Here is a 20180-nt window from a genome sequence, read left to right as displayed (position 1 = left end):
TCATGGCGAAGACGTCGCTCAAGGTCAAGGCTGCTCGCAAGGCCAAGTTCGAGGTCCGGGCGTACACTCGGTGCTCGCGCTGTGGTCGTCCCCGCGCCGTCTACAGGAAGTTCGGCCTGTGCCGCATCTGCTTCCGCGAGATGGCGCACCGGGGCGAGCTGCCCGGCATCACCAAGTCGAGCTGGTAGCCCTCCGCGCGGCCCTGTGAGCGATCACGGGCCCGCGCGCGGCACCGGCCGCACATAGAAGTTCGTACTCACCGGGCGCTGACTACAAGCGCCCATGACCACACCGTAGGTCCCCTGTGGAAACCGCGGTGAGGAAGGCCACCGGCCATGACGATGACCGACCCGATCGCAGACATGCTGACGCGTCTGCGAAACGCGAACTCGGCGTACCACGACAGTGTGGCGATGCCGTACTCGAAGATCAAGGCGCACATCGCCGAGATCCTCCAGCAGGAGGGTTACATCCAGTCCTGGAGCGTCGAAGACGCCAAGGTTGGAAAGAACCTCGTGGTGGAGCTGAAGTTCGGGCCGACCCGTGAGCGGTCCCTCGCGGGCCTGCGCCGGGTCTCCAAGCCCGGCCTGCGGGTCTATGCAAAGAAGGACAACCTGCCCCGAGTCCTGGGTGGACTGGGCGTCGCGATCATCTCGACGTCCGGCGGTCTCATGACGGACAAGCAGGCCGGCAAGCGTGGAGTGGGCGGGGAAGTCCTCGCCTTCGTTTGGTAGAGGGGAGAACGAACAGCATGTCAAGAATCGGACGGCTGCCCATCCCCGTACCGAACGGAGTGGACGTCGCCATCGACGGCCGGGACGTCACGGTCAAGGGCCCCAAGGGCACGCTTTCACACACGGTCGCGGAACCCATCGCGATCGCCAAGGGTGACGACGGCAATCTGTCCGTCACCCGTCCCAACGACGAGAACAAGGTCCGTGCGCTGCACGGCCTGTCCCGCACCCTGGTCGCCAACATGGTGACCGGTGTGACCCAGGGTTACTCGAAGACCCTGGAGATCGTGGGCGTCGGTTACCGCGTGCAGGCCAAGAGCCCGACTCAGCTCGAGTTCGCTCTCGGCTTCAGCCACCCGGTGATCGTCGACGCCCCCGAAGGTGTCACCTTCCGCGTCGAGAGGCCGACGCTGTTCCACGTGGACGGCATCGACAAGCAGAAGGTCGGCGAGATCGCCGCGAACATCCGTAAGTTGCGCAAGCCCGACCCGTACAAGGGCAAGGGCGTGCGTTACCAGGGTGAAGTTATCCGCCGCAAGGTCGGAAAGGCTGGTAAGTAGGCATGGCTGGCAAGACTGCGTTCGGCAAGCACACGGCCGCCCGCGCCGTCTCGCGGGCCCGCCGCCACGGCCGAGTCCGCAAGAAGGTGGCTGGTACGGCCACGCGTCCGCGCCTGGTCGTCAACCGGTCCACGAAGCACCTCTTCGTGCAGATCGTCGACGACACCCAGGGCCACACGCTGGTGAGCGCGTCCACCATGGACGCCTCCCTGCGCTCGGCGGAGGGCGCCAAGACCGACAAGGCCAAGCAGGTCGGCGAGCTTCTCGCTCAGCGGGCCAAGGCAGCCGGGATCACCGCGGTCGTGTTCGACCGGGGTGGCAACCGCTACGCGGGCCGCATCGCGGCGCTGGCAGACAGCGCACGCGAAGGCGGACTGGAGTTCTGATGACTCCGTCCCAGGATCGCAATCCAGGATCGCAACCGATGGCCCGTCTTACGAATGAGAAGAGGAACCACTAATGGCTGGAGCTCCGCGTCGCGGTGGCGCCGCCGGTGGCGAGCGGCGTGACGGTCGTCGTGACGACCGCCGCGGTGGAAACGCTGACAAGGGCGTCTCGTACATCGAGCGCGTTGTGAAGATCAACCGAGTGGCCAAGGTCGTGAAGGGTGGTCGTCGCTTCAGCTTCACCGCCCTCGTCATCGTCGGTGACGGCAACGGCATGGTCGGTGTCGGCTACGGCAAGGCCAAGGAAGTGCCCGCGGCGATCGCCAAGGGTGTCGAAGAGGCCAAGAAGCACTTCTTCAAGGTGCCTCGCATCCAGGGCACCATCCCGCACATCGTGCAGGGTGAAGAGGCCGCGGGTGTCGTCTTCCTGCGTCCGGCCTCGCCCGGTACCGGCGTCATCGCCGGTGGCCCGGTGCGCGCCGTGCTGGAGTGCGCCGGTATCCACGACGTGCTGTCCAAGTCGCTCGGCTCGGACAACCCGATCAACATCGTGCACGCCACCGTGGCGGCCCTGAAGGGCCTCAGCCGCCCCGAGGAGATCGCGGCCCGCCGTGGTCTCCCGATCGAGGACGTCGCCCCCAAGAGGATGCTCAAGGCTCGCGCCGAGGGCCTCGCGGAGGCCGCGGCCGCGAAGGCGGTGAGCTAGTCCATGGCGCGCCTGAAGATTACCCAGGTCCGTTCCAAGATCGGTGGCAAGCAGAACCAGCGTGACTCGCTGCGCTCGCTCGGTCTGAAGCGAATCGGCGATGTCGTCGTCAAGGAGGACCGCCCGGAGATCCGTGGCATGGTCACCGTGGTGACGCACCTCGTCACCGTGGAAGAGGTCGACTAGACATGGCAGAGAACACTCCGCTCCGCATCCACCACCTGCGTCCGGCCCCCGGCGCCAACAAGTCGAAGGTCCGCAAGGGCCGCGGCGAGGCGTCCAAGGGCAAGACCTCGGGTCGCGGTACCAAGGGCACGAGGGCCAGGAACAAGGTTCCGCTCGGCTTCGAGGGTGGTCAGGTTCCGCTCCAGCGGCGCCTGCCCAAGTTCAAGGGCTTCTCCAACGCCCTGTTCAAGACGACCTACCAGGTCGTCAACCTTGACAGGCTCGGCGAGCTGTTCCCCGAGGGTGGCGACGTCACCGTCGACACGCTCGTGGCCAAGGGCGCGGTTCGCAAGAACCAGCTCGTCAAGGTTTTGGGAACCGGTGACATCTCCGTGGCGTTGAACGTGGAGGCGCATGCCTTCTCGGCCAGCGCCAAGGACAAGATCGCCGCTGCCGGGGGCTCCGTCTCCGAGCTGTAGGCGTTATCATCACGCGGCGCGGGGGCTCGTAATGGGCTCCCGCGCCCGTAGTGCGTTAGAGTTCGCTGGACAGTGGGCCTCGACTCATTTCCTTGGGCTCATTGACTGGATATGGCAAAGATGGAACACCCCCGCACCATCGCTGACCGACCTCGCCTTTCAGGCGCGCAGGAGGGACCGTGCTGACCGCATTTACCCGAGCGTTCCGTACGCCGGACCTGCGTAAGAAGCTGCTCTTCACTTTGGGCATCATCGCGCTGTTCCGACTTGGGTCGGTCCTGCCGACTCCGGGTGTGCATACCGAGAACATCAGCCGTTGTCTCACCCAGGCGCAGGCGGGGGACGCGGGAAACATCTACGGAATGGTGCAGCTGTTCAGTGGCGGCGCCCTTCTGAAGCTTTCAGTCTTCGCCCTCGGCATCATGCCGTACATCACCGCGAGCATCATTCTTCAGCTGCTCGTCGTGGTCATCCCGCGCCTGGAAGCCCTCAAGAAGGAGGGACAGGCCGGACAGACCAAGATCACGCAGTACACCCGTTACCTGACGGTCGGTCTGGCCGTCCTGCAGTCGACCGCCTTCGTGGCCCTGGCCCGTAGCGGACAGCTGTTCCCGCAGTGCCGCGAGGAGATCCTCCTCGACAAGGACAACGTCTTCGCCATCGTCACGATGGTGCTGACCATGACCGCCGGCACCGCCGTCGTCATGTGGCTGGGCGAGCTCGTCACCGATCGAGGCATCGGCAACGGCATGTCCATCCTGATCTTCACGCAGGTCATCGCGGTCTTCCCGTCCGAGCTGCTGAACATCGCCCGTCAGAAGGGCGGCTTCGTCTTCGCCGTGGTCATCGTCGTCGGTATCGCGATGATCGCCCTGGTCGTGATGGTGGAGCAGGCACAGCGCCGGATCCCGGTGCAGTACGCCAAGCGCATGGTCGGCCGCAGAATGTACGGCGGGACGTCGACCTATATCCCGCTGAAGGTCAACCAGGCCGGCATCATCCCGGTCATCTTCGCCTCCTCGTTGCTTTACCTTCCGCAGCTGATCACGACGCTCTTCACGAACACCCAGGAAGAGCCGCACCCGATCATCCAGTGGATCTCGCAGGAGTTCGGCGGCGGCGGGACCACCCCGACGTACATGATCACCTTCTTCCTGCTCATCGTCTTCTTCACGTACTTCTACGTGTCGATTACCTTCAACCCCGTTGAAGTCGCCGACAACATGAAGAAGTACGGTGGGTTCATCCCGGGCATCCGCCCGGGTCGCCCGACGGCTGAGTACTTGAACTACGTGCTCACGCGACTCACCGCTCCTGGCGCGCTGTATCTGGGCCTGATCTCCATGGTGCCGATCGTCGCGCTGGCGCTCGTCGGTGCGAGTCAGAACTTCCCGTTCGGAGGGACGAGCATTCTGATCATGGTTGGTGTCGGCCTTGACACCGTGAAGCAGATCGAGAGCCAGCTGCAGCAGCGTAACTATGAAGGTTTCCTGAAGTAGTGCGCCTCGTCCTGGTCGGGCCCCCCGGAGCGGGTAAGGGGACACAGGCCCAGTTCGTCGCATCGAACCTGTCGATCCCGAAGATTTCGACAGGTGACATCTTCCGCGCCAACGTCTCGGGCGGCACGGAGCTCGGCAAGATTGCCAAGGAATACATGGACCGCGGCGACCTCGTGCCCGACGAGGTCACCATCGCGATGGTCCGCGACCGCCTCGCCGAGAAGGACGCGCAGGACGGTTTCCTGCTCGACGGCTTCCCCAGGAACGTGCCCCAGGCCGAGATCCTGAAGAAGATCCTCGCCGAGTTCGAGGTCGGTCTGGACATCGTCCTGGAGCTCGTGGTCGACGACGAGGAGGTCGTCCGCAGGCTCGCGGGACGCCGGACCTGCAGCCAGTGCGGCCGCATCTGGCATGTCGACTTCGATGACAAGAAGGACGACGTCTGCGACGCCTGCAACGGCCGGCTCTACCAGCGGGACGACGACAAGGAGGCGACCGTCAGGCACCGCCTGGAGGTCTACCAGGAGCAGACGGCTCCCCTGGTCTCCTTCTACGCCGACGAGGGCATCCTGGTCGGCGTCGACGCCACGGGCCCTGTGGAAGAGGTCACCCAGCGCTCCATGGAGGCCCTGAACCCCTTCATCGGCTAGCGAAGCGACGGCACCGCGCACGCCATCCATGGGTTTCCCATGGGTGGCGTGCTGTCATTTAGGGCAGAATCGGGGGAATTGGGCTCCCGGGCCGCCCGTTGAACCACCCCAGGGGGTGTGCACGTGTTCAAGAAGAACAAGCACGGAATTCAGATGAAGACGCCCGAGCAGGTGGACAAGATGCGGGCGGCCGGTCTGGTGGTCGGCCGTACCCTGCAGCTGCTGCGGGAGAGCGTCCAGCCGGGCATGACCCCCCTGGACCTCGACGCGATCGCGGAGAAGGCCATCAGGGACGAGGGGGCGATCCCCTCCTTCAAGGGCTACCAGGGTTTCCCCGCGACGATCTGCGCCTCGGTCAACCACGAGGTCGTCCACGGCATCCCGAGCGACCTCCGCCCGCTGCGGGAGGGCGACATCATCTCGATCGACTGCGGCGCCATCCTGGACGGCTGGCACGGCGACTCGGCCATCACGGTCCCGGTCGGCGAGGTGGACCCCAAACTGACCGAGCTGATGAGGGTCACCGAGGAGGCCATGTGGCGGGGCATCGCCGCGCTCACCGTGGGCCGCCACCTGTCCGACATCGGCCACGAGGTGGAGAAGTACGTCCGCTCCCAGGGGCGCTACGGCATCCCGCAGGAGTACGGCGGCCACGGCATCGGCACCGAGATGCACATGGACCCGTGGGTGGCCAACCACGGCAAGCCGGGCCGGGGCCCGAAGTTCGAGGCGGGCATGTGCTTCGCCGTCGAGCCGATGCTGAACCTGGGGACGGACCGGACCAAGGTGCTGGCCGACGACTGGACCGTGGTCACGATTGACGGGAAGGTCTCCGCACACTTCGAACACAGCGTCGCCGTGACACATAATGGTCCTTGGGTATTGACCGCCCTTGACGGGGGGAAAGAGCGGCTTGCCGACCTGTTGGGAGACGCGGGCTAGTTCGGGCCCGCCGGCGAGCGGATGTGGTTGAGATGGCGGCTGGTCCGGAGATGCGAGCCTCCGACGGAGATCGCGACAAGGTCGCCTCGGTCCTGAGGGAGCACTACGCGCAGGGCCGCCTGACCACGGAGGAGTTCGACGAGCGCCTGGAGCAGCTCTACACCAGCAAGACGTACGGCGAGCTCGCCGTCCTCACCTCCGATCTTCCCGACGTCGACCTGCGACGGCTCCCCGAGGTCCCTTCCCGGGCCCCTGAGCGTGCCAGGGCGGGTGGCGGCAAGGACGCGCAGAACAAGGGCCTGGCGGCGGCCTGGGGCGCCTGGGCGACGGCCAGCGGCGTCAACTGGGTGATCTGGCTCATCATCGGGCTGACCGGTGGCGACTTCCCCTACCCGTGGCCCCTGTGGGTCATGGGCCCGTGGGGTGTGGTGTTGCTGGTGGCGACGGTCGCCGGCGGCCAGGGGCGAGAGAAGAACCAGTAATAGTGCACTCTGGGCGTTGAGTGTGGATTCCTCCACAGATGGTCCCCTTGAAACTTCCTAACGTGAGCGGTGTCCGAACGAGGACCCCGTTTCACAGGAGGAAGATTCAATGAGCAAGATCCGTACAGCCCTGGTCGGAGCGGCGCTGGCAGGTTCGCTGGCCGCGGGTGTGGTCGCCGCTCCGTCGGCGATGGCCTCGGCCGGGTCCGCCGTCGCGGTCCAGGAGGCCCAGGCGTCGAACAAGCACTTCTTCGGCCCGTACTACTCGGGCTTCGGCGGCGGCGAGAGCTTCGGCAAGCGCTCCTACTTCAAGGGCTACTGGACCAGCAGCGGTGGCCGCTACTGGTTCTACGGCGACCTGTTCGACCGTGATCGTGACCGCCAGCGCAGCTACGTCTGGTTCAAGTGGCACGACAGGTTCGGCTCGCACAGCAAGGTGTTCAACACCTTCGGCAACTCGGGTTTCAACAAGTTCGGCGGGTTCAAGAAGAGCAGCGGCTTCGACGACTTCAAGATCCGGGTGTGCGAGGGCAGCAACAAGTTCGACGACTGCGGCCGCTGGGGCGACGCCTTCTGAGCCTCCGACGCCTTCCCGGGAGACGGTCCGAGGGGTCAAGGTCATCCGGTGAGGGGCGGGGAGGCTCTTCAGCGGGACGCCGGCCGAGGAACGTTGATCGGGAAGCGCCGGACGAGAAAAGTCGATCAAGAAAGTCCGATCAGGGGACGTTGATCGATAAGGTTGACCGAGTAAGCCCTCCGGCGCCGGGTCGTCGGGGGGCTTTCCCGCGTCGCGGACGCGGCGAGACGCCGGGCCCGGTCGCCGGGATGCTGGCCTGACCTGGCCGGACGTGCCACAATGAGGGCGCGGACATTCGCGCGTTGATCGGTGCCGTCCATCCCGCTCGGGATCTGCGGTATCCTTTGTAGCGGTTGTGTCAAGGTACCGGCCGTGTGTTTCGCATTTCCTCGCCCGGTGCCGTACACTCCTTCTTCGGTTCACTATGACCATTGCGCATCGGCGGTGTCGCAACCGCCGCTCTCATCGAAGCGCTAGGTCGCGGCTGCTTAGTGTTCCGAAGCCTCAGACGACCGATCAGTGAAACGCGAGGGACATGGCCAAGAAAGACGGCGCCATCGAGATCGAGGGCACTGTGGTTGAGTCGCTCCCGAACGCGATGTTCCGGGTGCAACTCGACAACGGCCATAAGGTCCTGGCCCACATCAGCGGGCGGATGCGGATGCACTACATCCGAATCCTTCCTGACGACAGGGTTGTCGTCGAACTGAGCCCCTACGACCTCAGTCGTGGGCGGATCGTCTACCGATACAAGTAAGCGCGTCTGAGGGACGAATAGGACTATGAAGGTCAAGCCGAGCGTCAAGAAGATCTGTGACAAGTGCAAGGTGATTCGCCGGCACGGTCGCGTCATGGTGATCTGCGACAACCTGCGCCACAAGCAGCGTCAGGGCTAGTCGCTCCAAAAGGCCCCGTAAGAGTCCGCTCCTAAGAGGCGGACTCGATCCATGTGGGGCTGTCATGTAATCGTGTCTCACACCTGCGCCGGCGGCTCACGCCGTACCCCGCAGGAGACCCCCGGTCGGAGGCCGGGGCCCTCACCCCGGGCATGGGGAGGGGAAGTGAGGCGCAGGACCTCCGCCATAACGAAGGAGAATGCCCGACCATGGCTCGCCTGGTTGGTGTAGACCTCCCCCGCGACAAGCGGCTGGAGATCGCTCTCACCTACATTTTCGGAATCGGCCGCACTCGTGCGCTCGAAACCCTTCAGGCCACCGGCGTCAACGGCGACCTGCGGGTTCACCAGCTCACCGACGAAGAGCTGGTGCCGCTGCGCGACTACATCGAGGCGAACTACAAGATCGAGGGTGACCTCCGTCGCGAAGTTCAGGCCGACATCCGTCGCAAGATCGAGATTCAGTGCTACCAGGGCATTCGGCACCGCCGTGGCCTTCCCGTGCACGGTCAGCGCACGCAGACCAACGCACGCACCCGTAAGGGCAAGAAGAAGACCGTGGCCGGCAAGAAGAAGCCCGGTAAGAAGTAGTCCGCGTAGCCGCAGGACCGAAGACCTCAGGAGTGAAGGCAAAGAATGCCTCCTAAGAGCCGCCAGGGTGCACCCAAGAAGGTGCGCCGCAAGGAAAAGAAGAACGTCGCTCATGGGCACGCCCACATCAAGAGCACGTTCAACAACACGATCGTTTCGATCACCGACCCGAGTGGGAACGTGATCTCCTGGGCCAGCGCCGGCCACGTCGGGTTCAAGGGCTCTCGTAAGTCCACCCCGTTCGCGGCGCAGATGGCCGCGGAGAACGCCGCCCGCCGCGCCATGGAGCACGGCATGCGCAAGGTCGACGTATTCGTCAAGGGCCCCGGCTCCGGCCGTGAGACCGCGATCCGGTCGCTGCAGGCGACCGGGCTCGAGGTCGGGTCCATCCAGGACGTCACCCCCGTGCCGCACAACGGCTGCCGTCCGCCCAAGCGCCGTCGCGTCTGACGCCCAGGAGAAGATAGAAAATGGCTCGTTATACGGGTGCGGACTGCAAGCTTTGCCGCAGGGAGAAGACCAAGCTCTTCCTCAAGGGCAAGAAGTGTGAGTCCGCGAAGTGCCCCATCGAGATCCGTCCTTACCCGCCGGGTGAGCACGGTCGCGGCCGTCCCAAGGAGTCTGAGTACCAGCTCCAGCTTCGTGAGAAGCAGAAGACCCGCCGCATCTACGGCGTCCTCGAGAAGCAGTTCCACAACTACTACGAGGAAGCCAACCGCAAGACCGGCAAGACCGGCGAGAACCTCCTCCAGATCCTGGAGAGCCGTCTCGACAACGTGGTCTACCGCGCCGGTTTCGCGGAGTCGCGCGACGCCGCCCGCCAGCAGGTCCGTCACGGCCACATCCTGGTGAACGGCAAGAAGGTCGACATCCCGTCGTACCGCGTGCGCGAGCACGACATCGTCGAGGTCCGCGAGAAGTCGCGCAACCTCCTGCCCTACGAGGTGGCCCGCGCCACCGCCGGTGACAAGACGTACCCGGCGTGGCTCGGCGTCGTCCCGGACGCGCTGCGCGTCCTGGTCCACCAGCTCCCGGTCCGTCAGCAGATTGACACCCAGGTCCAGGAGCAGTTGATCGTCGAGCTCTACTCCAAGTAGCGGCTCCTCAGGTGCCGTGCGGCGATCTGCCGCACGGCACCTATGCTGTTGTTCGAGCGGCGTCAAATAGCGGGCGCCGCCATGCAAGGGAGATTTCACATGCTGATCGCTCAGCGTCCCTCCCTCCTTGAGGAATCCCTTGAGGAGACCCGGTCCAAGTTCATCATCGAGCCGCTGGAGCCGGGGTTCGGCTACACCATCGGCAACTCGCTGCGCCGCACGCTGCTGTCGTCCATTCCGGGCGCGGCCGTGACCAGCATCCGCATCGAGGGTGTGCTGCACGAGTTCACCACCGTGCCGGGCGTCAAGGAGGATGTCACCGACATCATCCTGAACCTCAAGGACCTGGTCGTCTCCTCCGAGCACGACGAGCCCGTGGTCATGTACCTGCGCAAGCAGGGCCCCGGTGACGTCACCGCCGCCGACATCGCGCCCCCGGCCGGTGTCGAGGTGCACAACCCCGAGCTGCGCATCGCCACCCTGAACGGCAAGGCGAAGCTGGAGATGGAGCTGACCGTCGAGCGCGGTCGCGGCTACGTCTCCGCCGCGCAGAACAAGCAGCCGGGCCAGGAGATCGGTCGCATCCCGATCGACTCCATCTACTCCCCGGTGCTCAAGGTCACCTACAAGGTCGAGGCGACGCGAGTCGAGCAGCGCACCGACTTCGACCGTCTGATCCTGGACGTCGAGACCAAGCCGTGCATGAAGCCCCGCGACGCGGTGGCCTCCGCCGGTAAGACCCTCGTCGAGCTGTTCGGTCTCGCCCGCGAGCTGAACGTCGAGGCCGAGGGCATCGACATCGGCCCGTCGCCGACGGACGCGGCCCTGGCCGCCGACCTGGCGCTGCCGATCGAGGAGCTGAACCTCACGGTCCGCTCCTACAACTGCCTCAAGCGCGAGGGCATCCACACCGTGGGTGAGCTCGTGGCCCGCAGCGAGCAGGACCTTCTCGACATAAGAAACTTCGGTGCCAAGTCCATCGAAGAGGTCAAGCAGAAGCTGCACGAGATGACGCTGGCGCTCAAGGACTCCCCGCCCGGGTTCGACCCGAGCGCGGTGGCCGGCGGCGGCTACGACGACGACGACAGCGCCTACGTCGAGACCGAGCAGTACTGAGTTCCGGGACGTCCCGGACGTCCCGCGACACCGGGTGACCCCTCGTCACGCCGGGTGTCACCGAGTTTCACGATGACGGGGGCCTTCGGGCCCCCGGCCCGACCCCGGTACCTCGTACGGCCGGGGCGGGTTTACTCCCAAGGAGAACGTAATGCCTAGGCCCAGTAAGGGTGCCCGTCTCGGCGGCAGCCCGGCCCACGAGCGGCTGATCCTGGCGAACCTCGCCACCCAGCTGTTCCAGCACGGCCGGATCAAGACCACCGAGGCCAAGGCGAAGCGTCTGCGTCCGGTGGCGGAGAAGCTGATCACCAAGGCGAAGAAGGGCGACATGCACAACCGTCGCCAGGTGCTGACGATCGTCAAGGACAAGAGCGTCGTCCACCACCTCTTCACCGAGATCGCCCCGACCTTCGCCGAGCGTCCCGGCGGCTACACCCGGATCACCAAGATCGGTCTCCGTAAGGGCGACGCCGCCCCCATGGCCGTCATCGAGCTGGTGTCCGAGCCGCTGAACACGGTCAAGGTCGGCCAGACCCCGGCCGCCGCCGCCCAGGCCACCGCGCCCAAGGCGGAGGAGGTCAAGGAGGCCGAGGTCGAGGAGACCAAGGCCGAGACCGCCGAGGAGACGACCGAGGCTCCCGCCGAGGAGACCGAGGCCAAGAAGGACAACGCCTGATCTCTCAGGCCCCGTGAACGGGCCCGGCACCCCCTCCACGGGGGGCGCCGGGCCTTTTCCGTTCTCCCGACGGTTTCCCGGGAGTCCCCCTGACGGTCTTCCGGAATGTCCCCGGGAGTTTCAAGGGAGGCCCGGAAAGCCCGTGAGAGTCTCAGAAAGGAACCATCGTGGTACGGCTGAGGTTGGATCTCGCCTATGACGGCACCGACTTCTCCGGCTGGGCCAAGCAGCCCGGGCGGCGTACGGTCCAGGGGGAGATCGAGGAGGCGCTCGGCAGGATCCTGCGGCTTCCCGAGCCTCCGTCGCTGACCGTGGCCGGGCGGACCGACGCGGGCGTGCACGCCCGTGGCCAGGTGGCCCACGTCGATCTGGACCCCGGCGCACTCGGCGCGCTGGACGGCCGCGAGCGCCGAGGGGAGGCCGTGGGCGGGGGCCCGGAGCCGGGATCCTCGGGGGAGCTCGACGAGAGGCTCTCTGCCATGCGCAGGAGGCTCGCCGGAGTCCTGCCCCCCGATGTGCGTGTCCATCTCGTCACGGTGGCTCCTGAGGGCTTCGACGCGCGGTTCTCGGCGCTGTCGAGGCGGTATGCCTACCGGATCTCCGACGCCCCGGGGGGCGTCGACCCGCTCCGCCGCCGCGAGGTCGTCTGGTACAACAGGCCCCTCGACGTGGACAGGCTGAACGCGGCCGCCGCCGCCCTCCTCGGCGAGCACGACTTCGCCGCGTTCTGCAAGAAACGCGAGGGCGCGACCACGATCCGCGAGCTCAAGCGGCTCGACTGGGCCCGTGAGGACGGGCTCGTCGTCGCGACGGTGATGGCCGACGCGTTCTGCCACTCCATGGTCCGGGCGCTCGTCGGATCGTTGCTGCCCGTCGGCGAGGGCCGGCTCCCGATCGACTGGCCGGGAGGGGTGCTGGCGCGGGCCGTACGGGACTCGGGGGTGCACGTCGCGCCCGCGCACGGGCTCTGCCTGGAGGAGGTGCGCTATCCCGGCGCCGAGGAGCTCGCCCGGCGGGCCGCGGAGACCCGCCGGGTGCGGACGCTCAGTTCGTGACGCGGCGCTCCACGACCTTCGCGGTCTGGTCGCGGAAGGCGCCGCTGACCTTGCCCAGGGCCTTCTCCTTGGCGGTCGGCGTGTGGCCGTCGCTGAAGGTGGCGTAGCTGAACACGATGTAGCGGCCCCACACCATCCCGGCCGCGTAGCCGCCGGCGATGTGCACCCGCTCGCCTCCCGTGCCGGCGGCGGAGGGCAGGCCGCGGAACCAGAGGTTGCTGTCGAGATTCTTGGCCTTGTCGGCCGCGACCGCGGACTCGCGGGTGGGCAGCACGGCGATCCCCGTGGTCACGGCGTATTTCCGCTTGCTGTCCACGTACGTGGCCCGCAGCACGCGGCGGCACTCCTGGGTGCGCAGGGTGTCGGCGAACCTGCCGGACGCGGCCTTCTGGCACTGCTCGGTGACGTTGGTCTTGACCCGCTTGAACGTCGTCCCGGCCACGGACACCTTCTTGCCGAAGGCATCGGCCACGGTCATCGTGCCCGGGTCGGTCTTCTCGGAGTTGAGCATCGTGGTGTTGATCGGCTCGGGTTCGCCGCTGATGTCCAGGTTGTCGGTGGGATCGAGGGTCCCCGAGCTGGGGATCGGATCCGTCGCGTTCGCCGACTGCTTGGCGCTGAACGACTGGTAGGCGAAGAAGGCCCCGGTGCCGATGCCGACCACCACGACCGCGACCACGGCGGCGAGCAGCGTCGTACTGGCCCTGCTGCGGGAGGGCGCGGGGGGAGGGGGCGGGGGCTCGGGGGTGAACGCCGAGAGCGGGGTGAACGCCCCGCGCGTCGTCGCGGGCCCGCCCTCGGGAACCGTCGACGGCTCGCCCGCCGCCGAGGAGGTCACCGGTGGAGGAGGGAGAACCGGGAACGGCGGGGCGGCGCCGGTGACGACGGGGATGCCGCCGGGCGGGGTCGCCTGGTCCGAGGGGGAGAAGGGCTGCGCCGCAGGGTCGGGACCGGCCGCCTGGGGCGGTGTCAGGTCGCGGGTGGCCTGTTCGAAGGGGGGCGCGGGCACCTGCGAGATCAGCTCCGGTTCTGGCCCCGTGACCGGCTGGGCCACGGGCGCGGGCATGGAGGGCCCGGCCGCCGGGACGGGGCCGGACGGAGCGGGAAGGACCTCGTCGCGCGGACCGGCCGATGAGGGCGCGGCGGCCTGCTGAAAGGCATGCGAAGGGGGTTGCGCGGGAGTCTGGTGGGCGGGCGGGCCCTGCTGGAGCGGACCCTGCCGGGGTGGGGGTATGTGCCCCTGCTCGGGCTGCCCCGGTGCGCCGGGCCCGGTGGCGCGGACGTCGATCGTGGCGTCGCCGTCCGCGCCCGGCTCCTGATGGGGGGCGGCGTCCGGCGGCCAGACGGCGATGTCGCCGGGCTCTCCCGGGCGGGCGGCGCTCTCCTCGGGGTCGGTCCACACCGGCTCGCCGGTCGCGGCGGGCCAGGGGGCCTCCTGGCCCGACGAGGGCCAGACCTGCATGCCCGCGGCGGCGGCCGTGAAGGCGGGGGGCGGCTGCCAGGGCGGTGCCCCCGGCACGATGGGCGCGGTGGACAGCGGCTGGTCGTCCCGCGGTGCGGGACCCCCGTGCTCGTGGCGCTCGCCCTCGCCGATCCCGCCGTGCCGCGGGGGGGCGGCGGGTTCGGCCGGCCATCTGGGGGAGGAGTCGTCCCGGAGCGGGGGCGGCCAGGCCGGTGAGGTGGCCTCGGGGGCGAGGGCGTCGGAGGCGCCGGGCCACGCCGGGCCGGGAGGATCGGCCGACCCGGGGGTGCCGGGCCAGGGCGCGGACGGCCGGTCGGAGGGGGACGGCCAGGCGGGCGAGGTGGTCTCGTCCCGGAGCGGGGGCGGCCCGGCCGGTGAGGTCGGGTCCGAAGGCGGGGCCGGCCAGGCGGGCGAGGTCGCGTCCGGGGCGGGGGCGCCGGGCCGGGACGGGCTCGAAGGATCGGCCGTGTTCGGTGAGGCGGGCCAGGCGGGCGGGGAGGGCTCCGGGGGCGTGGGGGAGTTGACCCACGCCGGGGGGGCCGGATCGGGCCGGGAGAACTCGGACCAGGTGGGACCCGAGGGGCCGGACGTTGCCCGCGAGTCCGAGGGCTCGCGGGGGAGGTCCGGCCGGGGGTGCCCTGAGGGGCCGGGCGGGAACCCGGTCCCGGCGGGGTCGGAGGACTCCGGGAAGGACTCGGGTCGCGGGGAGCCGGAGGGCTCCGGATACGGGAGCGGTCCGGGCCGGGGCGCGGAGTGCGCGGGGCCGGGCCAGGGGGCGGGCGGGTCGTCCTCCGGCTGGGCGTACCAGTCGTAGGCGGCCCCGTCGCCGGGAACCGTCCATGGTTGAGCCGCCCCCGGGGTCACCTCCGGCCACGCGGAGGGGCTGTGGGGCTGGTCGTCACCTGTGAGATCGGTCCGCAGCACGTGGGGCGAGGGCTGGCCGAAACTCGGCGGCGGCGTCGCCGGTGCTGCCGAACCCTCGGCTTCACGTTGGTGCTCGGACCCGGATTCCTGGCCACGCATACGACGCAGCCTAGCGACAGCCGGAGATCGCCATGCGGGTATGGCCGTATCGTCTGCCGGATTCGTGCCTAAAAACGGCAGTATGACCCCATGGTCAGGGACGTTTTCCGGTCAGCGATCGTGACTCCAGGGCCGGGGTGACGGTCGCGTCCGCCGCGCCGAAGGCCGCCTGGTTCAGCTTCTTGACCTCGGTTTTTTTCGGCAGATGGCCGTCCTTGTACTGGAACCAGACCATCACGGCGTAGTGCCCGTGGCGCCATTCGCCCACGAACGCCTCGCCGGTGCCGAGAAGTTTGGTGACCTTATCCTCACCTGGCAGCGGTTTGATGTATTCCTCCCGCTCCTTGCCGGAACCGACCGCGACGACCTTGGACGCTCCCGCCGACGTCTTGAGGTTGGCGACCCCCACGGTGCCGATGATCTTCCCCGAGGCGTCGCGGAAGCTGGCGCGCAGGAGCTGGTTGCACTTGGCCGCGATGAGGGCCTTCTGGAGCTTGGCCCCGACCACCGCCTTGTCGCACTTCTTGTCGGTCCTGTGCGTGGTCATCAGGTAGGTCTGCCCGCCGATCCTCACCTTCTGGCGCTTGAACACCTCGTTCAGGGTGAGGAGGTGCGGGTCGGTGGCGCGGGAGGAGGCGAAGCCGAACTTGCCCTTCGCGGTGTCGGCGGGCGGCACGAGAGGGGCCTGGGCGGTGGGGCCCGTCGCGCCGGGCACCGGGGCGGGGTCGGAGTTGGCCAGCATGGCCAGGCCGATGCCCGCGGCGACCAGCGCGGCGAACGCCCCGGCCGCGATGAAGATCGGGCGGCGCGAGCGGGGCCCCTCGTCGTACGGGCTCCACATCTCCTGGCGAGGTCGTTCTCTGGGCGGTTCCGCGGGCCGTTCCTGCGGCCGGGTGGCCTGCGAAGGGGGCTCGGGGGGGCGGTTGTTCGGCGAGGCGTCGAACCAGTGCTGGCCCTGTGCGGGCGGCGACGCGTCAGGCCGGTTGTAAGGCTGGCGGCGCGGCGGCTCCACGGGAAAACCCATGCGCCGAGCGTAGCCCGGTATCGGAGCCGGTTGGCTCAGGAGTATCCGAAGTCCTGGGTCCACCAGGGACCGTCGGCGCCCTGCACCGCCCCGACCCCGGTGGCCCTGAGCTCGCAGTTGAGGATGTTGCGCCGGTGGCCGCTGGTCCCCATCCAGCTGCGCACCGCCTCGTCGGGTGAGGTGTAGCCGCGCCCGATGTTCTCCGCGCCGCCGTCGCGGTAACCGGTGGTCTCCATCCGCTCCCACGGGGACGTGCCGTCGGCGGAGGTGTGGGAGAGACTTCCCTCGGCCGCCATCCCGGCCGAGTGCCTCCTGGCCGACACGGTCAGCCTCCTGTCGATCCGGAGCGGCGCGCACCCGGCCCGCCTGCGCTCGACGTTGATGAGCCGGACGACCTCGCGCTCCATCGCGCCGAGGGCGGAGGTGGCGCCGTCGCCGTCGCCGTTGAGGAGGTATCGGGAGGGGCCGTCGTCGTCGGAGCCGCCGAGCGACGTGCCGGCGCTCGGGGTGGGGCGCGGGCGCCGGTCCTGGGGGACGGGGGTGGTGGTGGAGCGGGCGACCCGGGCGAGCGGGGCGCGCTCGACCTGCCCGGCCAGCGCGCCGCTGGGTGTGGGCCTCGCCGGCCCGGCGTCGTTCAGATAGATCTGGTCGGCGGCCTGTTCGTCGCGGCTGCCCCGGCCGATGATGAAACCGACCAGCAGAACCGCCAGCAGACACGCGAACACCCCCATACGACGCAGGCGCGCTCGCTGGGTATGCCCGGGGTGAGGAAGCTGCCACATACCGCTATCAAAGATAGAGATGTTTGTGGTGAGGAAGAAGGGAATGTTGAGAACAGGTTGAAACCGTTCTGGAAAGGTTTCGGTGCGGCCGTCCCGGGAGCGTCGTCCGGCGCCTCCCGCCGGGAACGCCGCGTCATCGGGTCCCGGCCCCGCGCCTGAGGGGTCCCCGCCCTGGTCGTGGCCCCCTTCGGTGGCCGTCGGGCTCCGTGCGTGGCGGTTCCGGGGCCGCGGGTGACCTCGGTTCACGGATGACCCCGCTCCGCGGGCGACCTCGCTTCTCGGGCGGGGGCGAAGATCTCGGGAGCGGGCCGGATGCCCTGTGCGCGGCGGTTCCCGGGCACTGCCCGGCGGCGGGTAGACTGCCAGGGGCACCGGCGGAGAGTCATGTCGTTTTGCAAGCACTCCCCCGCGCCGGTATCCTGCTAGTTCGTTGTGTGCGAATTGGTCTCCTCTGCAGACCGATACGCGGCGCGTCCGGCGTCATCTCCTCTTTTTCTGGAGACGGAAGGTCCGGGCTGTCGTGTGCCCGCACCTACCGACCATGTTGCTGTCCTCTCCGACAGCGCCGAAGACGCGACCAAAGAAGGCATACGACCGTGCGCACGTACACACCCAAGCCTGCCGAAGTCGAGCGTCAGTGGCACATCATCGACGCCACTGACATCGTGCTTGGCCGGCTGGCCAGCCACGTCGCGATCCTGCTTCGCGGTAAGCACAAGCCGACCTTCGCCAACCACGTCGACACCGGTGACTTCGTCATTGTCATCAACGCCGACAAGGTCGCGCTGACCGGTAACAAGCTTGAGCAGAAGAAGGCCTACCGGCACTCGGGCTACCCGGGCGGTCTGCGCTCCATGACCTACGGCGAGCTCATGGACAAGCGTCCCGACCGCGCCGTCGAGAAGGCCGTGAAGGGCATGCTGCCCAAGAACGCCCTCGGCCGGAAGATGATCAAGAAGCTCAAGGTCTACGCCGGTTCCGAGCACCCGCACCAGGCGCAGCAGCCGGTGTCTTTCGAGCTCACCCAGATCGCCCAGTAGTCACTAGCTGCTTGTCGCCAGCAGCGTTGGCCGATGGCCGACGCCGAGTAGGAAAGTTAGAGGAGAACCGTGGCTGAGCCCACCGGTGTCGAGACGCCCGTCGAGGGCGAGCAGGAAGCGTACTCCGCGGAGGAGTTCCCCTCCGAGTACACCTCCGAGTCCACTGCCAGCGGCGACGTCGCCGTCCGCAAGCCCATCACCACCGGCAACTCGTACGGTACGGGCCGCCGCAAGGAATCCGTGGCCCGCGTGCGCATCGTGCCGGGCACCGGCAAGTGGACGATCAACGGTCGTACGCTTGACAACTACTTCCCGAACAAGGTCCACCAGCAGATCGTCAACGAGCCCTTCGTGGTGCTCGGTGCCGAGGACCAGTTCGACGTCATCGCCCGCATCAGCGGCGGCGGCGTCACCGGCCAGGCCGGTGCCCTGCGCATGGGCCTCGCCCGCGCGCTGACCGCCCTGGACGTCGAGGTCAACCGCGCCCCGCTCAAGAAGGCCGGCTTCCTGACCCGTGACGCCCGCGCCACCGAGCGCAAGAAGTACGGCCTCAAGAAGGCCCGCAAGGCTCCGCAGTACAGCAAGCGTTAAGCGTTGGGGCGCCTCTTTGGCACCGACGGGGTACGTGGGGTCGCTGGACGCGACCTCACGGCCGAGCTCGCCATGGACCTGTCCGTGGCCGCGGCTCATGTCCTCGGCGATGCCGGGGCGTTCAACGCCAGCGTCGGGCGGCGAGGCCGTCCCGTCGCCGTCGTGGGCCGGGACCCTCGGGCTTCAGGAGAATTCCTGGAGGCCGCGGTGGTCGCCGGCCTCGCGTCGTCTGGCGTGGACGTTCTCCGGCTCGGCGTGCTGCCCACCCCGGCGGTCGCTTACCTGACGACGGCTCTCAGAGCCGACATGGGCGTGATGATCTCCGCCTCCCACAATCCCGCCCCCGACAACGGGATCAAGTTCCTCACCCGAGGCGGCTACAAGCTGCCCGACACGGTGGAGAACGAGATCGAGCAGCGGCTCGGCGAGAAGTGGGAGCGTCCTGTCGGTGCCTCGGTCGGCCGCGTACGCGAGGCGTACGGTGAGGCCGACCGCTATGTGTCCCACGTGCTGTCCACGGTGGACGGCCGTCTCGACGGCCTGAACGTGGTCCTCGACTGCGCCCACGGCGCCGCCCACATGGTGGCTCCCGAGGCGTTGCTGCGGGCCGGGGCCACCGTGGAGACGATCGGGGCGCGCCCCGACGGTCTCAACATCAACGCGGGGGTCGGCTCCACCCACCTGGACAAGCTCCAGCAGATCGTGGTCTCCCGCAACGCGGACGTGGGCATCGCCTACGACGGCGACGCGGATCGCTGCCTGGCCGTCTCGCACACCGGCGAGATCGTCGACGGCGACCAGATCATGGCCGTGCTGGCCATGGACATGCACGCCGAGGGGAAGCTGATCGGCGACACCGTGGTGGCGACGGTCATGTCCAACCTGGGCTTCAAGATCGCGCTCAAGAACGCCGGTATCGACGTCGTCGAGACCGCCGTGGGCGACCGCTACGTCCTGGAGGCCATGAGGGCCGCCGGCTACAACCTGGGTGGCGAGCAGTCCGGCCACGTCCTGATGCTCGACCACGCCACCACCGGCGATGGCCTGCTGACCTCGCTGCACCTGCTGGCGGTCGTGGCGCGGCAGAAGAAGTCGCTGGCCGAGCTGGCGTCGGTGATGACCCGCCTGCCGCAGGTCCTGGTCAACGTGAGAGACGTCGACCGGTCCAAGGCCTCGGCTCCCGAGCTGTCCGCCGCGGTCAGTGCCGCGGAGTCGGAGCTGGGGGAGACCGGCCGCGTGCTGATCCGGCCCAGCGGCACCGAGCCGATGATCCGCGTGATGGTCGAGGCCGCTTCGGCGGAACAGGCCGAGCAGCTGGCCGGTCGCCTGGCCGACGTCGTCCGTACGGCCTGCGTCTGAACGATCGAAGCACGGTCCGCACTTTTGGTGCGGGCCGTGTTTTGTCGTGTACCCGGCTTTTGTCGTTTGGTTCGGGGCATCTTGTATTTGATGTCCGGTTTCCGTGCCCGGTTCGCGGCGGCCGGCTTCTGTCGCCCGGGTCTCGCGCCCGGCGTCGCCCTCGCGGGTAAAGCGCACGCTATCTGTCCTGCCTGATGTGCTCTGTTGTTTCCGTCCCTTACTTCTGTCTTGTCCGGCGCCACGCCACCCTTCGCATTGATTGACACTCTGAGTCGTCGATCGGACACTT

The 20180-nt window shown here is 68.0% G+C and carries 26 protein-coding genes; 23 read left to right on the top strand and 3 right to left on the bottom strand.

Features of this window, described 5'->3' with window-relative positions:
- The first annotated feature begins 2 nt into the window (after window positions 1-2).
- The 20 genes from ACSDR0_RS12235 to truA all read left to right on the top strand — a co-directional run bounded on the left by ACSDR0_RS12235 (window position 3) and on the right by truA (window position 12610).
- Window positions 3-188 (top strand): type Z 30S ribosomal protein S14, encoded by a 186-nt coding sequence (locus ACSDR0_RS12235; protein ID WP_012887844.1) that lies wholly within the window; start codon window positions 3-5, stop codon window positions 186-188.
- Window positions 189-335: 147 nt separating this feature from the next.
- Window positions 336-734 carry a 30S ribosomal protein S8 gene (gene rpsH, locus ACSDR0_RS12230; protein WP_329089949.1) on the top strand — a complete coding sequence of 133 codons (399 nt, stop codon included), beginning with the start codon at window positions 336-338 and terminating at the stop codon, window positions 732-734.
- Between the two features lie 17 nt (window positions 735-751).
- Window positions 752-1294 (top strand): 50S ribosomal protein L6, encoded by a 543-nt coding sequence (gene rplF / locus ACSDR0_RS12225; RefSeq protein WP_329089952.1) that lies wholly within the window; start codon window positions 752-754, stop codon window positions 1292-1294.
- Between the two features lie 2 nt (window positions 1295-1296).
- A complete protein-coding gene (gene rplR, locus ACSDR0_RS12220; RefSeq protein WP_344913778.1) occupies window positions 1297-1680 on the top strand; it encodes a 50S ribosomal protein L18 in 384 nt (127 codons plus the stop codon).
- A 73-nt stretch (window positions 1681-1753) separates the two neighbouring features.
- On the top strand, window positions 1754-2386 hold the full coding sequence (gene rpsE / locus ACSDR0_RS12215) for a 30S ribosomal protein S5 (protein ID WP_329089955.1): 633 nt from the start codon (window positions 1754-1756) through the stop codon (window positions 2384-2386).
- A gap of 3 nt (window positions 2387-2389) precedes the next feature.
- On the top strand, window positions 2390-2572 hold the full coding sequence (gene rpmD / locus ACSDR0_RS12210; RefSeq protein ID WP_012887849.1) for a 50S ribosomal protein L30: 183 nt from the start codon (window positions 2390-2392) through the stop codon (window positions 2570-2572).
- Between the two features lie 2 nt (window positions 2573-2574).
- A complete protein-coding gene (gene rplO / locus ACSDR0_RS12205) occupies window positions 2575-3030 on the top strand; it encodes a 50S ribosomal protein L15 (RefSeq protein WP_435288891.1) in 456 nt (151 codons plus the stop codon).
- A gap of 179 nt (window positions 3031-3209) precedes the next feature.
- Window positions 3210-4529 (top strand): preprotein translocase subunit SecY, encoded by a 1320-nt coding sequence (gene secY / locus ACSDR0_RS12200; protein WP_435288890.1) that lies wholly within the window; start codon window positions 3210-3212, stop codon window positions 4527-4529.
- Window positions 4529-5179 (top strand): adenylate kinase, encoded by a 651-nt coding sequence (locus ACSDR0_RS12195; protein WP_435288889.1) that lies wholly within the window; start codon window positions 4529-4531, stop codon window positions 5177-5179. The genes secY and ACSDR0_RS12195 overlap by 1 nt, the downstream gene beginning before the upstream one ends.
- A 123-nt stretch (window positions 5180-5302) precedes the next feature.
- Window positions 5303-6121, top strand: a complete 819-nt coding sequence (map, locus tag ACSDR0_RS12190; protein ID WP_435288888.1) for a type I methionyl aminopeptidase — start codon at window positions 5303-5305, stop codon at window positions 6119-6121.
- Between the two features lie 50 nt (window positions 6122-6171).
- Entirely contained in the window at window positions 6172-6603 is a 432-nt protein-coding gene (locus ACSDR0_RS12185) for a DUF1707 SHOCT-like domain-containing protein (RefSeq protein WP_435288887.1), read from the top strand.
- A gap of 109 nt (window positions 6604-6712) precedes the next feature.
- On the top strand, window positions 6713-7180 hold the full coding sequence (locus ACSDR0_RS12180) for a hypothetical protein (protein ID WP_435288886.1): 468 nt from the start codon (window positions 6713-6715) through the stop codon (window positions 7178-7180).
- A 535-nt stretch (window positions 7181-7715) separates the two neighbouring features.
- Window positions 7716-7937, top strand: a complete 222-nt coding sequence (gene infA / locus ACSDR0_RS12175) for a translation initiation factor IF-1 (RefSeq protein ID WP_012887858.1) — start codon at window positions 7716-7718, stop codon at window positions 7935-7937.
- A 25-nt stretch (window positions 7938-7962) separates the two neighbouring features.
- Complete coding sequence (gene rpmJ, locus ACSDR0_RS12170) at window positions 7963-8076, top strand: 50S ribosomal protein L36 (protein WP_003956441.1); 114 nt, start codon at window positions 7963-7965, stop codon at window positions 8074-8076.
- 209 nt (window positions 8077-8285) lie between these two features.
- On the top strand, window positions 8286-8666 hold the full coding sequence (gene rpsM, locus ACSDR0_RS12165) for a 30S ribosomal protein S13 (protein WP_362678418.1): 381 nt from the start codon (window positions 8286-8288) through the stop codon (window positions 8664-8666).
- 45 nt (window positions 8667-8711) lie between these two features.
- Window positions 8712-9116 carry a 30S ribosomal protein S11 gene (gene rpsK, locus ACSDR0_RS12160; RefSeq protein ID WP_012887860.1) on the top strand — a complete coding sequence of 135 codons (405 nt, stop codon included), beginning with the start codon at window positions 8712-8714 and terminating at the stop codon, window positions 9114-9116.
- A 20-nt stretch (window positions 9117-9136) separates the two neighbouring features.
- Window positions 9137-9763, top strand: coding sequence for a 30S ribosomal protein S4 (rpsD, locus tag ACSDR0_RS12155; protein WP_030912875.1), 627 nt, complete (start codon window positions 9137-9139; stop codon window positions 9761-9763).
- A 99-nt stretch (window positions 9764-9862) separates the two neighbouring features.
- On the top strand, window positions 9863-10879 hold the full coding sequence (locus ACSDR0_RS12150; protein ID WP_089210160.1) for a DNA-directed RNA polymerase subunit alpha: 1017 nt from the start codon (window positions 9863-9865) through the stop codon (window positions 10877-10879).
- 151 nt (window positions 10880-11030) lie between these two features.
- Window positions 11031-11555 carry a 50S ribosomal protein L17 gene (gene rplQ / locus ACSDR0_RS12145; protein WP_435288885.1) on the top strand — a complete coding sequence of 175 codons (525 nt, stop codon included), beginning with the start codon at window positions 11031-11033 and terminating at the stop codon, window positions 11553-11555.
- 167 nt (window positions 11556-11722) lie between these two features.
- Window positions 11723-12610: a tRNA pseudouridine(38-40) synthase TruA gene (gene truA, locus ACSDR0_RS12140; RefSeq protein WP_435288884.1), complete on the top strand. Its 888-nt coding sequence runs from the start codon at window positions 11723-11725 to the stop codon at window positions 12608-12610.
- Here truA and ACSDR0_RS12135 read toward each other — a convergent pair.
- From ACSDR0_RS12135 to ACSDR0_RS12125, 3 genes are all read right to left on the bottom strand, one after another.
- Window positions 12600-15095: a hypothetical protein gene (locus ACSDR0_RS12135; RefSeq protein ID WP_435288883.1), complete on the bottom strand. Its 2496-nt coding sequence runs from the start codon at window positions 15093-15095 to the stop codon at window positions 12600-12602. The genes truA and ACSDR0_RS12135 overlap by 11 nt on opposite strands.
- Window positions 15096-15189: 94 nt before the next feature.
- Complete coding sequence (locus tag ACSDR0_RS12130; protein ID WP_435288882.1) at window positions 15190-16119, bottom strand: hypothetical protein; 930 nt, start codon at window positions 16117-16119, stop codon at window positions 15190-15192.
- 35 nt (window positions 16120-16154) lie between these two features.
- Window positions 16155-16850 carry a CAP domain-containing protein gene (locus ACSDR0_RS12125; protein ID WP_435288881.1) on the bottom strand — a complete coding sequence of 232 codons (696 nt, stop codon included), beginning with the start codon at window positions 16848-16850 and terminating at the stop codon, window positions 16155-16157.
- 647 nt (window positions 16851-17497) lie between these two features.
- Here ACSDR0_RS12125 and rplM point away from each other — a divergent pair.
- The 3 genes from rplM to glmM all read left to right on the top strand — a co-directional run bounded on the left by rplM (window position 17498) and on the right by glmM (window position 19891).
- Entirely contained in the window at window positions 17498-17941 is a 444-nt protein-coding gene (gene rplM, locus ACSDR0_RS12120) for a 50S ribosomal protein L13 (protein ID WP_344746717.1), read from the top strand.
- A gap of 69 nt (window positions 17942-18010) precedes the next feature.
- On the top strand, window positions 18011-18532 hold the full coding sequence (gene rpsI / locus ACSDR0_RS12115; protein WP_435288880.1) for a 30S ribosomal protein S9: 522 nt from the start codon (window positions 18011-18013) through the stop codon (window positions 18530-18532).
- Window positions 18533-18535: 3 nt separating this feature from the next.
- Window positions 18536-19891: a phosphoglucosamine mutase gene (glmM, locus tag ACSDR0_RS12110; protein WP_435288879.1), complete on the top strand. Its 1356-nt coding sequence runs from the start codon at window positions 18536-18538 to the stop codon at window positions 19889-19891.
- The last annotated feature ends 289 nt before the right edge of the window (window positions 19892-20180 follow it).

Source organism: Streptosporangium sp. G11 (assembly GCF_051192615.1).
In the GTDB taxonomy this organism is placed as follows: domain Bacteria; phylum Actinomycetota; class Actinomycetes; order Streptosporangiales; family Streptosporangiaceae; genus Streptosporangium.
The sequence above is the reverse complement of the archived record's forward strand: the minus strand, read 5'-3'. Positions and strand labels throughout refer to the sequence as shown.